Source organism: Serratia liquefaciens ATCC 27592, from assembly GCF_000422085.1.
Lineage (GTDB): Bacteria > Pseudomonadota > Gammaproteobacteria > Enterobacterales > Enterobacteriaceae > Serratia > Serratia liquefaciens.
The window spans coordinates 269281-283365 of the sequence record NC_021741.1 but is presented as its reverse complement, the minus strand read 5'-3'; the positions used below and the strand labels follow the sequence as shown (position 1 = coordinate 283365).

The following is a 14085-nucleotide window of genomic DNA, read 5'->3' as shown; positions in this document are numbered from 1 at the left end:
GAAGGCTCTATGCAAGATCAGGTTCCAGGGTTGGAAAGCCCGCATTACGCATGCCTCTATGCCTGGCTATCCGGCAGTTTCGCCCGCGAGCTGAGCGACGTGCAGATTGCAGAACTGACCAGCCCTGAGCTGGTTGCTTGGTTGGCGGTACTTGAACTCATCCCGGCGCTTACGACACCGGTAGTCCAGTTCAAACAGGCAGTCCAAACTCTGCAGCAGCGGCCCGATGCCCGGTTGGAACTGGCCGCCGACTTTGCCGGGCTGTTCTTAATGACGGAGAAATCCGCTGCGTTACCCTATTCCTCTTGTTATCAGTTGGAATCTTCGCGTTTTAAGCAGGAACCCAGCGCGCAAATGAAAGCGCTGTTGGCACAATCGGGCATGGCGGTGGCGAATTCCTTTGGCGAACCGGAAGACCATTTAGCTCTGGTTGTTGAACTGTTAAGTCACCTTAATTTCGCGTTAACAGAAGCTGGGGATGAACGCAGGGAGCTACTAGAGCTGCGTAGCGAAGCATTAGTGCATTGCATGAGTTGGCTGCCGGAGTTTACTCAACGCTGCAGCAGTAACGATAACTTTGGTTTCTATGCCGCGCTCAGCGGCTTACTGCTCGCACTAATGCGCCTTGATGCCAGCACGCCTATGCAGTAAATCACGACCCGGCCCTCATCATTGAGGGCCAACCGCGCCACCGCCGTCATCGGCCAGAAAGACGTTTCACAGATGCTGCTTTTCTTAATCGGGCGCAGTTAGCGCCTTATCATATCCACCCTAAATCTTTCTAAGGTTCCGTCACAATCAGCGATGCTGACGCATTAAATGCACCGGTGGCAATCTCGGTCGCCGTTTTGTTGGGATCGCGCAGCAGTGAGAATGTCAGCGTTGAAGTGGTGCTACCGTTAACCGACAGGTTAAAACTGTCATTATTACTCAGTGTCTTGCCATCTGCCGATACACTCACGCCCAAAGTACCGTTGCTTGTAGCAATCTGCGACGACGACCAGTTAGTCGGCGACATATTAAGCCTGACGTTGATGCCATGAGTGCCTGTCCCCATACAATTTACGGTTAACGCTTTTTGTCTGTCATAAGCGCCCCCTGGCGAAGTGCCTATATCCATCCGCTCCACATTGCCGAATGCTACCTCAACCGGGTTTCCGCTATTAACATAACAAAGATTAGGCGGCGGTGGCGGGGGAGCATCTCCGGAACAGAGTGCGTAATCAGAGTCAGAGTAATAGTTATCTCCCCAAGAGAGCGCATCTCCAGTTCCTGCTGAGCGACGAACCCACGCGCTCACACAATATCCGTATCCCAGGTCAGGCACCGTGACGGCTGGCATACGAAATGTCCCAGTAGCCATAGAAACTGTTTCTATCCACGGGTGGCTACCGTCTACCATATTGCTTCCGATATCCGTACTTTTCATATAATCACAATGACCAGCCAGCCCGCCGGAACTTTTATTACAGTAACCAACAACAACCATTGAAGGGACGACAGGAAAGCGCCGATTTTTGTTTATTAAAAGGTTACCACCATTGTTATAGGTAATAATGACATCACTACCGGCGCTGCAATATCCACCTGGGCCAGTACAGCGTGCAAGCAATGGGCTCGCATTTACATAAAAACTGCATAGGATGATTAGCGACGCGACAGCGCAGCCCAACATGACCGTTCTCCATGTATTCATTGTTAGCTTATTTCCCTTAGTTCCAGTCCACACACTGCAAACGACGGTGTTCTCGATATGGGTAAAAATTTATAGTTATCTATTAAATACGCATACAGAACCCTCACCTACACGACGTATCAAATCAATTTAATTAAAATAAAAACAAGAGCCATTGCCAAACTACCCATATCACTTATGAATACTACATTGCAGATAAAGATAACAAAAGAAAATTACCCACATTGAAAGCTATTCAAATTAATAGACCTGCAAGGATAGATACATTCTTATATTGCGACTATTATCGTCGCAATAAATTAAAAACAAAGATGATAATGCCACATCAAGCAGCATTAGCCACAGTTAAGATCGTAACAACTCGCAAGTTAAATTAACAATCAGCAACGTGGCGAACTTAGAGAACTTTGCTGTGATACATTGAAAGCATTGACGAAAGTCATCGCACCCATATAGGATGAAATTTTGCGAGTTTTAATCAGCGGGGATGAGTAAGGTTTGACACACCATATTCATAAGAATATGTAGACAGATGTTCCTATAAAAAAAACCCTTGCGGGCCTTTTTTATAGGAATTATTTGGTATCTAAATATTAAAACGATGGTATATCGCAATGATATAAATTATTGTTGGGATAAAATCAAGGTAGCTGAAGCAGTGAAAGCACCTGTAGATATTTTTTCTGGTAATATACTTGCTGGACGTACCGGGGTAAAACTCAGTGTAGTAGTCGCACTGCCATTGACTCTTAAACTCTGGGTGCTGCCATTAGTCATAACATTCGTTCCCCAAAGGACGACTACACCTACATTGCTATTGCTGGTCTGAACCGCATCGCCGTTCCACGTAGCCGGAGAAGAATTCATCCGTATATTAAAGTTCACGGGAACGGAGCCGGTACATGAAATACCGAAAGATCTCTTTATTGTGTTATTTCCAGTCCCGGACACTTTCAAATCCATACGTTCCACCTCACCAAAGCTGATATTGATGGGATCGCCGGTGCTCACAGAGCAGCTTGAGGTGTTAATTTCTATCTGATTCAATGCATAAAGACGCCAGATATAACGTACTCTATTTGAGTTTTGATTTTGTCCTTGAATCAAGCCTATCTCTCCAAGATAATCACCTTTTTTGATATACAACTGCGAACCAGCGCTTTTTAAGTTGAAGTACATTGAAACAGGTACTGCTTTCCTTGTTACACCTGCGCCTAACCACCCTATTTGCTCAAAAATTTTTATCTCAGGTGTCGGTAAGGCGTAATCCCGACCATATACTGTAATCCCACCAGCTAGATCATTAAAAATGGCCGGGTTTAACGAGACTTTACCCGGGTCTACCCATAAATAATCGATCCAATTTGGATCGCGCACATCATTTTGACATGCAACTTGCCCATCCAAATTAACAATCGTATTTTTCCCTTCATGAAGTTTAGGCCCGACTATCACGTTGATATTCGAAACCCCACCAGACCACCCTAATTGCCCAGCAGGTCCAAAACAGGTAAATGCACTCGTGCTACCACTCCACAAAATGCAAACCAAAAAACCTACAAATGGAGATAATTTCCGCCCGTACCGGAAAGAGGGTTGCATATCATAGACAATGCTTTTCTCTGCCTGTGCTGTGATCATAATTGATTACCTGCCTGCTACACTTTAAGAATCCCTTGCCAGCCAGTGTGATGTTTTCACAACCGTCTCTCACTGATACTCCGCCATCAGGGTGGCCGTAGCGCTGAAAGTCTGCTCCGACAACTTCACCCCACTCTGCTGTACCGGTACTGCCTGCAGCATCGGCGGGCTGCCGTAGCTAATGGCAATCGGTTTATTAATCTGCATCTGTTTGCCGTCCTGTAAGATACGGATCCCCAGCCCATTCGCATTGGTCTGCAGCGCGGTGTCCTCAAACCCCGTGGGTATCCCCCGCACTGACAGCATTAACATCCAGGATGGATCAACCTCATCGCAGCTCAGGGTATAGGGCACCGGCTGCATATAGCGTTGGCCATCCACCCGCTTGACCCCTACTTTTTCGAAGTACACGTCAATGTTCTGATCGTTGGCGATATGGCAAGGCTTCTTCTTTAATGTGCCGTGAAAGTTCACTCGTTTACTGTCGCCTGTTTGGGCCGCCTTCGCCGCGGTCATAATCGCGCTGTTCAAGAGGAGTACCACCGCCATAGAAAGTGCGGACATTTTGCCGCTAATCGGTAATCGTTTGGTTGTCATCCCAGGCATCCTTAGTTGTAAGCTACCTTGAGGGTGGCAGAGGCACTGAACTCCTGGCCGTTATTAAATTCGGCACCACCTTGCTTCACCAGAACCCCTTCCAGCTTTGGTGGTGAAGAGGGGTTAAGGTCATACCAACGTCCCGGCACCATCGGGTTGTTGTCCCGTAGCAGTTTGATACCCAAGCCTTTCGCATTGGTACTTAACAAGGTGCCGTCAAAATCCGCACCGGAGCCGTCCAGTTGCAATTGGATGGTTTTACCACCGGCATCTCCGGAACAAGAGATGTTGTAATTCAATGGTTGGCGATATTTGTCGCCGACAATTTCGCTGATAAATACATCGCCGTATTCCACAGTTATCGGGCTGCCACCCGCGAAATTACAGCGGCCATTGGCGACCACGGTTCCGGTGATATTGATTTTGACGTCGGTCGCATCCATTTTGGCCAACGTCGGCGGGGAGAAAAACAGACCGCAGGCTACCAGCAGCGCTCCCCCCAAGGTCAGGTGCAAGGCTCGGGTGCATTTGGACAGGCATTCAGCCGACCATATCCTCTCCCACATTGCCTGTTTATTCATGAAGCTCCATCCTTAGTCATCAGTGAACCATCGCGCTCGCAACCCGATAAAGGGCAAAAAAATAATCGCCCTCATAAATTCAATAATTGAATTGCTTCGTATATTTTAAATAGGTATTTAACGAAAGACAGGATGAGAAATTATGAAAAAAGAAAGAACACACCTATTAAAGAATCATTAGAAAGGTGATTTATCGAAAAAAAATAAAAAATCGCACACACCCATTCACTTAAATAAAAACTCTACCCCTACTCAAAATCACCAGAAAATATTACATCACAGATAGCCGCGAAAAAAGAAAATTATTCATAATGGCGTCAATTCACACGAATAAACCTGCAATAAAAGAAATAAATTAATATTGCGATGCCTTGCATCGCAGAGTTAATCTAAACAAGAGGAAAACGCTAAGTTAAGCGAGGATAGCGCTAACCTGGAACACAAAGCCTATAAATTTGAATTAATCCTCTAAAATCAGAGCAAAATGCCCACATGGCAGGCGGGATCGGTCGCCACTCGCCCCGGCAGCATGTCAACTGAAGTACTTAACCATCAGCACGGTACCCGAGGCTAACAAAATCACATTGATTAGCTTCATGAATTGCTCACGTGACATTTTCAAAGTGAAATGACGCCCCAGGGTAATCCCCACCAACATCCCCGGCAGCAGCACCAATGCCAGTAGCAATAAATCAATGTCCAGATAAACACCGGCAAAGGTGAAAATAACCACCCGCGTCAGCGTACTCATGCCGATAAGTGTGGTTTGAGTCATCCGGAAAGCCTCTTTCTTCTCAATACGACCGCTGAGATAGATGGCATAGATAAAGCCGCCGCTGCCGAATAATGCGCTGAAAATCCCGCCCACCAGGCCAAAAGGCACCGAAGCCTTGGGCGAAAAGTGCCGATCGGGTTTTAAACCGCTGAGCGAATAGAGAGCATAGAGCACCACAAAAATACCCAACGCCAACAAGAGAATATCCGGCCGGGTTTTCAGCAGGATCGCCGCGCCCACAAGGCTGCCGATAATCATCACCGGGATCAGCCGTTTTAATTCTGCCCATTGTGCATTGCGACCATCACGGCTGACGTTAACAATGGCCGCGCACATGTCCAGCAGCGCCAGCAAAGGAACAATTTTCGCTACCGGAATATAAAGCGCCATCACCGGACTGGCGACCAACGCCGAGCCAAAACCGGCAATGCCGAAAATGACATAGGCCACCAGCAAGGTGGCGGCCAGTACCAGATAGCTTGAGAGCGTTAAGGTTTCTTGCATATCCATTTCCGCCTACTCCATTACCCCGAAGCGAGCTGCAGGCTAAAACCTAATACTTTAGTTGATAAACGGAGGAACGCTATTTCGCGCTTAAACCAGCAAGTTGCCGATCCTGTCGACGGCCGAACAGCAACAGTCCCCATGCCGCCCCCAACAGGGCACAGAACATGTCAGACTGGGTATCCCATGGGTCGCCCTGTGTTCCCAGAAACTCATCGGCGCCTTGTCCCAACGCCAATGCGGCCCACCATTCGATCAGTTCATAAACAGCACTGATGGCCAGCGCAATGCAGCACACTACGAAACCCAACATTTTCCGGCCTCGGACATAGCCCCCACGCAGCAGGATTTCCCGCGCCACCAGCGCTGGAACCAGCCCCTGGAAAAAGTGCCCGAGCTTGTCGTACGGGTTACGCCCCAACCCCAGCCATTCCTGCACATAAAACCCGGCAGGCACGCGCGCATAGCTATACATGCCACCAAAAATCAAAATTAACGCGTGGAGAAAAATCAGCTGATACAACAATGGAGTGAGCGGATAACGACGCCGGGTCAGCCACAATACTATCAGCGCTACCACAACCGGCATGACTTCCATCAGCCAGGTCACTCGATCATAAGGGTTAACACCGCTGTAAATCAGCAATGCAATCAGCAACAACGCGGCGGTGGGTAATAAATAACGGGCAGACAAGAGGGACATGGTGAAGTTACCAGGACGGTGAAAGTTATCGCATTATTATACAGTGACAAAATGAAGGCGGCATATTTCGCCGTCCAGTGAAACCGCCAGGCAGCTTTTTTGACCACATAGCCGTTGATGTTACTATATGAAGATCACTATGCCGCCGCACAGGCTCGGCCTGGCTGCATAACTAATAAGAGCGACGACGTTTAAGGACGACATTTGAGTATGGGAAGCACATTCGCTGTATGGCGGCTGATTGCCGTGTGCATAGTCTGTCTTGGGTTGATGGGCTGTGGTTCAGGGAAAAAGTCCAACACCTATGACCGCGATTACGATAGCCTGGCCAGAGGCAGCTATAGCGGCAGCACCTATACCGTTAAACGCGGTGATACTTTGTTCTATATTGCCTGGATCACTAATAGCGAAGTCAGCGAGCTGGCGCGACGCAACAAGATCCCCAAACCTTACAATCTCGAGATTGGCCAAAAGCTGGCGTTGAATAATACGACGGCGCAGAAAGGTAAAACGCGTAAAACGAAATCGACAGGCCAACTTGCAGCAGTTGCGCCACCGATCCGCAGCAGCATCAAATGCTGGCGTTGGCCAACGCAGGGCAATATCGTCAGCAAGTACTCTACCGCCGACGGTGGCAATAAAGGCATTGATATCGCCGGTAACCGCGGGCAGCCGGTATTTGCCGCAGCCAAAGGGCGAGTGGTGTACGTGGGGAACCAGCTGCGGGGCTACGGCAACCTGATTATGATCAAACACAATGACGAGTACATCAGCGCCTACGCGCATAACAACACCCTGCTGGTGCGCAACGCGCAAGAAGTGAAAGCCGGGCAGAAAATCGCCACCATGGGCAGCACAGGTACCGATAAGGTCATGCTGCACTTCCAAATACGCTATCGCGCTACCGCTCTGGATCCGCTGCGCTTCTTGCCACCGCAAGGTTCCGCACCTTCCTGTTAATTCCTCTGTGGAAAATGAACGAAAAAAAACCCGCACAAGGCGGGTTTTTTCATAAACAAGCGCAATAGCCGTTAAGACTCGTTGACCTGCTTTACCTTGCCGGACAAGAACGCTTGTTCGTAAGCCCGCGCCTTTTTGCTGTCGAACTGGTGCTCCCATTTCGCAACCACCAATACCGCTAACGCATTACCCACCACGTTCAGCGCGGTACGCGCCATATCCAGAATACGGTCAACCCCGGCGATAAACGCCAGACCTTCCAACGGGATCCCGACGCTGCCCAGCGTCGCCAACAGCACCACAAAGGAAACGCCCGGCACGCCGGCAATGCCCTTAGAGGTCAGCATCAGCGTCACCACCAGGACAATCTCCTGCCCCAGAGACAGCTCAATACCGTACAACTGCGCAATAAAGATGGCGGCGATGCTCTGATACAGCGTCGAGCCGTCCAGATTAAAGGAATAACCCGTCGGCACCACAAAACTGGTGATCGCCTTCGGTGCGCCGTAGGCTTCCATTTTTTCAATGATGCGCGGCAGTACCGTTTCTGAACTGGCTGTGGAGAAGGCCAGGATCAGTTCATCCTTCAAAATACGAATCAACGTCCATATACGCAGATTGCAGATGCGGGCAACGGCACCCAGCACCACCAAAGCGAAAAAGGCGATCGCGAAGTAAACCAGCGCCACCAATTTGGCCAAAGGCAACAACGAGGCGAAGCCAAAGTTGGCGACCGTCACTGAAATCAGACCAAATACCCCGATCGGTGCATAGCGCATGATCATATGAGTGACTTTGAACATGCTTTCGGAAACGGCTTTAAACACCTTCAACAAAGGCTCTTTGGTTTCTTTCGGCAATGACGACAGGCCAAGACCAAAGAGTACCGAGAAGAAGATAATCGGCAGCATGTCACCCTTCGCCATCGAAGCGAAGATGTTCGACGGGATCAGCGACAGGATAGTGGCAACCAGGCTATGCGAGCCCGTTTGTACTTGCTCCGTGGTTTTTTCATACTGCGAGATATCGACCGCGGTCAGCGTCGACATGTCGATGCCGTGACCGGGTTGAAAAACATTAGCTAGCGTCAGCCCCACCACGATGGCGATAGTGGTGATCACTTCGAAGTAAATAATGGTTTTCAATCCGAGCTGACCCAACTTCTTCGCATCCCCTACCCCGGCGATACCGACAACCAGTGTAGATATAACGATCGGCACGACAATCATCTTAATCAGGCGAATGAATATATCTCCCGCCGGACTAAGAATATTACTGACTAACCACTCTCTTGATTCTGTCTGATTATGAAGCACCGCTCCAACGATAATACCCAGCGCTAACGCAATAAGAATCTGCCACGCAAGACTGATTTTTACACTTTTCATACCCAAAAAGTCCTCAAAGACTCTTTTCTGCATATTTAAGGCCATACACCGAAAAGAATACTTAATCATTTAATACAGGCTTATGTTGATGACAAAGCAGCGTTCACCTGCCCTTAGTGCGACGCTATTTAAATCTGTACCATCTGAACGGCATGCTCTGCAAGCCTTGTTTTACCTACGCTTTGTGTAAAATATAATCAGAAATGAATTCAGTATTTAATTTAAACACGCATAATTTATTGTTATTAAAAGCATAATTTTATGCGATGAGCACGACTTAAGAGCCAGAGACTTTGCTTTTCAAACCGCGTAAAAGTGCGTTTATTTTCGTTAATCTTGCATATTTAGTCCGATGTCGATGTTTTTATTTTGTTAATACAAGGTTTTAAAAGTGAAAATAAAAAGGCAACGATGAATGCATTAACCCATCTATTTATTGGGATATTTCCTATGTATTTCCCTTATTAGCAAGGTCGACTGACAGCTCCGCTATTAATATCGACATAGAATATTAAAGGCCGGCGATGTTCCGAAAAGATTTAAATGAGATTTTTAACCACCGTGTTTTACATTATCTAATAGTGATAAAAGGCGGACATATGTGCGGATTGGTTATTCTTTTTGGTTCTTTAGATAGCGTTTTCTGGTGAAAACTTGGTATTTGACCGTTTTTTCCTGCCAAGCAGATAGATGCCTCACACAAATAGGGCAGAACTATTACAAATCAATATCTTCGTTGCGTGATCTGCCGCGCAAAAAAGAAACAAAGAATCGGAGCAAACTATACTTAACCTTCAGTTGACATATCATTAACAACTTCAAGGAGAAAAGCTATGAGCCAAGTGCATAAACACGCTATTCCTTCTGCAATTGCAGAACACGCCCTGATCAGTCCGACACAATATCAACAATATTATCAACAATCTGTGCAAGACCCAGAAACGTTCTGGGGCGAGCAGGGAAAAATTCTCGACTGGATAAAGCCTTATAGCCGGGTAAAAAACACCTCGTTTGATCCGGGCCATATCAGCATTCGCTGGTTTGAAGACGGTACCCTGAACCTGGCGGCCAACTGCCTCGATCGCCACCTGGCCGAACGTGGTGACCAAACCGCCATCATCTGGGAAGGTGACGATCCCACCCAGTCAAAAAAAGTGACCTACAAACAACTGCACCACGATGTCTGCCAGTTCGCCAACGTGCTGAAAAAGCTGGGCGTTAAAAAAGGTGACGTCGTGGCTATCTATATGCCGATGGTACCGGAAGCCGCGGTGGCCATGCTGGCCTGCGCCCGCATCGGGGCCGTGCATTCGGTCATCTTTGGCGGTTTCTCACCGGAAGCGGTCGCCGGACGCATTATCGATTCCAACTCAAAACTGGTTATTACCGCTGACGAAGGCCTGCGTGCCGGACGTGCCGTACCCTTGAAGAAAAACGTCGATGATGCGCTGAAGAATCCTGGTGTGAAAAGCGTCGCCAACGTTGTGGTGTTCCAGCGCACCGGCAAACCGGGCTATTGGCAGGAAGGCCGCGATTTGTGGTGGCATGAGCTGACCGAAGGCGTCTCAGCCGACTGCCCGCCGGAAGAGATGAATGCGGAAGATCCGCTGTTTATCCTTTATACCTCAGGTTCAACCGGTAAACCCAAGGGTGTGCTGCACACCACCGGCGGCTACCTGGTTTATGCCGCCCTGACCTTTAAGTACGTGTTCGATTACCACGATGGCGACGTGTACTGGTGTACCGCCGACGTCGGTTGGGTCACCGGCCACAGCTATCTGCTGTACGGCCCACTGGCCTGTGGCGCCATTACCCTGATGTTTGAAGGTGTGCCGAACTACCCTGGCGTTAACCGTCTGTCACAGGTGATCGACAAGCATCAGGTCAATATTCTGTACACCGCGCCCACCGCCATTCGTGCCCTGATGGCTGAAGGCGACAAAGCGATCGAAGGCACCAAACGCGACTCGCTGCGTATCATGGGATCGGTGGGTGAGCCAATCAACCCGGAAGCCTGGGAGTGGTATTACAATAAAATCGGCAACGGCAAATGCCCCATCGTAGACACCTGGTGGCAGACCGAAACCGGCGGCTTTATGATCACCCCACTACCGGGCGCCACCGAGCTGAAAGCTGGCTCGGCAACGCGTCCGTTCTTCGGCGTACAGCCGGCGCTGGTCGATAATGTCGGCACGCCGCAAGAAGGTGCCTGCGAAGGCAATCTGGTGATCACCGACTCCTGGCCTGGTCAGGCGCGAACCCTGTTCGGCGATCACGATCGCTTCGAGCAAACCTACTTCTCCACCTTTAAAGGCATGTATTTCAGCGGTGACGGCGCGCGCCGTGACGAAGACGGATACTACTGGATCACTGGCCGCGTCGACGACGTACTGAACGTGTCCGGCCACCGTCTGGGCACCGCCGAAATCGAATCCGCCCTGGTCTCTCACCCGAAAATTGCCGAAGCGGCGGTAGTCGGCATTCCGCATAACATTAAAGGCCAGGCAATTTACGCCTATATCACGCTCAATCACGGCGAGGAACCTTCGCCTGAGCTTTATACCGAAGTCCGTAACTGGGTACGTAAAGAAATAGGGCCGATCGCTACCCCGGACGTGCTGCACTGGACAGATTCCCTGCCCAAAACGCGCTCCGGCAAGATCATGCGCCGTATCTTGCGCAAAATTGCCGCCGGCGATACCAGCAACCTGGGGGATACCTCAACGCTGGCGGATCCGGCCGTAGTCGACAAGCTGTTGGAAGAAAAACAATCAATGAAAGTGCCGTCATAATTTACGCCGCCTCTGGCCGATCGGCGGGAAGATAACCCAATGATCGGCTTCAAGCGCGGCGTATTCGTTCAATACCTACTGGAGACACTCTGATGAATGACACCATTTATCAAGGGATTGAGGAAAACCCGCGCTTTATCGAGCTGGTGCGAAAACGCAGCCGATTTGCCTGGCTGCTGTCGCTGATTACGCTGGCGCTCTACGTTGGCTTTATTTTATTGATCGCCTTCGATCCTCAGTGGTTGGGCACCCCGATCGCCGCAGGATCGACCATCACTCGCGGGATCCCGGTAGGCGTTGGCCTGATCGTGATCTCTTTTGTGCTCACCGGGATCTACGTATTCCGCGCCAACGGCGAATTCGATCGCCTGACTGCAGAAATCCTGCGTGAGGTGAAGAAATGAAGCGTTTACTGTCCGCCGCCGCTCTGATGATGCTACCGGGTCTGGTCTTTGCCGATGCCATTGGCGGTGAAGTGAAGCGCCAACCGTTGAACATTCAGGCCATCGTCATGTTCATCCTGTTTGTCGGCGCCACGCTGTATATCACCTATTGGGCCTCAAAACGTACTCGTTCACGTCAGGACTATTACACCGCCGGCGGGAAAATTACCGGTCTCCAGAACGGTCTGGCGATTGCCGGCGACTTTATGTCAGCGGCCTCTTTCCTGGGTATTTCTGCCCTGGTGTACACCTCCGGCTATGACGGACTGATTTACTCCATCGGTTTCCTGATCGGTTGGCCGATCATTTTGTTCCTGATTGCAGAACGCCTGCGTAACCTGGGCCGTTACACCTTTGCCGACGTGGCTTCCTACCGGTTAAAACAAAAGCCAATCCGTACGCTCTCCGCCTGTGGCTCTCTGGTGGTGGTCGCACTGTATCTGATTGCCCAAATGGTCGGTGCCGGCAAGCTGATTCAGCTGCTGTTCGGCCTCAATTACCACGTGGCGGTCATTCTGGTCGGTATTCTGATGGTGCTGTACGTCTTGTTCGGTGGGATGTTGGCCACCACCTGGGTGCAGATTATCAAGGCGGTGCTGTTACTGGCCGGTGCCAGCTTTATGGCGTTGATGGTGATGAAATCGGTCAATTTCGACTTCAACACCCTGTTTGCCGAAGCCGTGAAGGTGCATCCAAAAGGCCTCGCCATCATGAGCCCAGGCGGTTTGGTCTCCGACCCTATTTCTGCGTTGTCTCTGGGGTTGGCACTGATGTTCGGTACCGCCGGTCTGCCACATATTCTGATGCGTTTCTTTACCGTGAGCGACGCTAAAGAGGCCCGCAAGAGCGTGTTCTACGCCACAGGTTTTATCGGTTACTTCTATATCCTGACCTTTATTATCGGCTTCGGCGCCATCTTGTTGGTCAGCCCTAACCCGGCGTTCAAAGATGCCACCGGGGCGCTGCTGGGCGGTACCAATATGGCGGCGGTGCATTTAGCCAACGCCGTGGGCGGCAACTTCTTCCTCGGCTTTATCTCTGCTGTCGCCTTTGCCACCATTTTGGCCGTAGTCGCAGGCCTGACGTTGGCGGGTGCTTCAGCGGTATCTCACGATTTGTACGCCAGCGTGATTAAGAATGGCAAAGCGACTGAGCGTGACGAACTACGGGTCTCCAAGATTACCGTGGTGATCCTGGGTATCGTGGCGATAGCTCTGGGGATTTTGTTTGAGAAACAGAATATCGCCTTTATGGTCGGCTTGGCTTTCTCTATCGCTGCCAGCTGTAACTTCCCGATTATTATTCTTTCGATGTATTGGTCACGTCTGACAACCCGTGGTGCCATGATCGGCGGCTGGTTAGGTCTGCTCACTGCGGTGATCCTGATGATCCTCGGCCCGACGATTTGGGTGCAGATTTTGGGGCACGAGAAACCCATCTATCCGTATGAATATCCGGCGCTGTTCTCGATGATTGTCGCGTTCGTTGGCACCTGGCTATTCTCGGTTACCGACACCTCTTTGGCAGGGCAACAAGAGCGTGAGCGCTTCCGTTCTCAATTTGTACGTTCACAAACTGGGCTGGGGATCTCCCAGGGCAGTTCGCACTAAACGAATAATAAGTGAAAAAAGCAAACACACCCTAATCAAAGGCCCTTCGGGGCCTTTTCTCTTGGATAAAGATGATTAACGGTGTTGCTGGAAAAGGGATTTGACGACGAGGAATACAAGACCCAGCCTGGCTGCGCCTTTTTCTTTCGCGCATAGCAAAAAGGCCATCCTTGCGGATGGCCTCTTGGCTTATTTGATGCCTGGCAGTGTCCTACTCTCGCATGGGGAGACCCCACACTACCATCGGCGCTACGGCGTTTCACTTCTGAGTTCGGCATGGGGTCAGGTGGGACCACCGCGCTATTGCCGCCAGGCAAATTCTGTTTCATTCCAACCGCTACTCTCGCAGCCATTGAAACCAATCTCGGAACTCGCTGAAAATCTCTACAATCTCT

12 protein-coding genes and 1 rRNA gene are annotated in these 14085 nt (G+C 50.0%); 5 read left to right on the top strand and 8 right to left on the bottom strand.

Features of this window, described 5'->3' with window-relative positions; all coding sequences use genetic code 11:
* Positions 1-9 precede the first annotated feature (9 nt).
* Positions 10-651, top strand: a complete 642-nt coding sequence (gene torD / locus M495_RS01265) for a molecular chaperone TorD (protein WP_020824870.1) — start codon at positions 10-12, stop codon at positions 649-651.
* A gap of 130 nt (positions 652-781) precedes the next feature.
* Here the strand turns inward: torD and M495_RS25290 are convergent, their stop codons facing one another.
* The 6 genes from M495_RS25290 to M495_RS01235 form a co-directional block, all read right to left on the bottom strand.
* Positions 782-1696 carry a fimbrial protein gene (locus M495_RS25290; RefSeq protein WP_081667689.1) on the bottom strand — a complete coding sequence of 305 codons (915 nt, stop codon included), beginning with the start codon at positions 1694-1696 and terminating at the stop codon, positions 782-784.
* A 624-nt stretch (positions 1697-2320) separates the two neighbouring features.
* Positions 2321-3337, bottom strand: a complete 1017-nt coding sequence (locus M495_RS01255; protein WP_020824867.1) for a fimbrial protein — start codon at positions 3335-3337, stop codon at positions 2321-2323.
* Between the two features lie 69 nt (positions 3338-3406).
* On the bottom strand, positions 3407-3934 hold the full coding sequence (locus M495_RS01250) for a fimbrial protein (RefSeq protein ID WP_020824866.1): 528 nt from the start codon (positions 3932-3934) through the stop codon (positions 3407-3409).
* Positions 3935-3945: 11 nt separating this feature from the next.
* The gene (locus M495_RS01245; protein WP_020824865.1) at positions 3946-4515 is read right to left on the bottom strand and encodes a fimbrial protein; all 570 of its coding nucleotides are present in this window, start codon (positions 4513-4515) and stop codon (positions 3946-3948) included.
* A gap of 532 nt (positions 4516-5047) precedes the next feature.
* Positions 5048-5794: a sulfite exporter TauE/SafE family protein gene (locus M495_RS01240; RefSeq protein WP_041415160.1), complete on the bottom strand. Its 747-nt coding sequence runs from the start codon at positions 5792-5794 to the stop codon at positions 5048-5050.
* A gap of 79 nt (positions 5795-5873) precedes the next feature.
* Positions 5874-6497, bottom strand: coding sequence for a DUF2238 domain-containing protein (locus tag M495_RS01235; RefSeq protein ID WP_020824863.1), 624 nt, complete (start codon positions 6495-6497; stop codon positions 5874-5876).
* Positions 6498-6707: 210 nt separating this feature from the next.
* Between M495_RS01235 and actS the strand changes: the two genes are divergently transcribed.
* Entirely contained in the window at positions 6708-7457 is a 750-nt protein-coding gene (gene actS, locus M495_RS01230; RefSeq protein WP_041414127.1) for an amidase activator ActS, read from the top strand.
* 71 nt (positions 7458-7528) lie between these two features.
* Here the strand turns inward: actS and gltP are convergent, their stop codons facing one another.
* On the bottom strand, positions 7529-8845 hold the full coding sequence (gltP, locus tag M495_RS01225) for a glutamate/aspartate:proton symporter GltP (protein WP_041414125.1): 1317 nt from the start codon (positions 8843-8845) through the stop codon (positions 7529-7531).
* Between the two features lie 833 nt (positions 8846-9678).
* Here gltP and acs point away from each other — a divergent pair.
* The 3 genes from acs to actP all read left to right on the top strand — a co-directional run bounded on the left by acs (position 9679) and on the right by actP (position 13690).
* The gene (gene acs / locus M495_RS01220; RefSeq protein ID WP_020824860.1) at positions 9679-11637 is read left to right on the top strand and encodes an acetate--CoA ligase; all 1959 of its coding nucleotides are present in this window, start codon (positions 9679-9681) and stop codon (positions 11635-11637) included.
* 92 nt (positions 11638-11729) lie between these two features.
* Positions 11730-12041, top strand: a complete 312-nt coding sequence (locus M495_RS01215; protein ID WP_020824859.1) for a DUF485 domain-containing protein — start codon at positions 11730-11732, stop codon at positions 12039-12041.
* Entirely contained in the window at positions 12038-13690 is a 1653-nt protein-coding gene (gene actP, locus M495_RS01210) for a cation/acetate symporter ActP (protein ID WP_020824858.1), read from the top strand. The genes M495_RS01215 and actP overlap by 4 nt, the downstream gene beginning before the upstream one ends.
* A gap of 198 nt (positions 13691-13888) precedes the next feature.
* Here the strand turns inward: actP and rrf are convergent.
* Positions 13889-14004: ribosomal RNA gene (rrf, locus tag M495_RS01205) — 5S ribosomal RNA — on the bottom strand.
* Between the last annotated feature and the right edge of the window lie 81 nt (positions 14005-14085).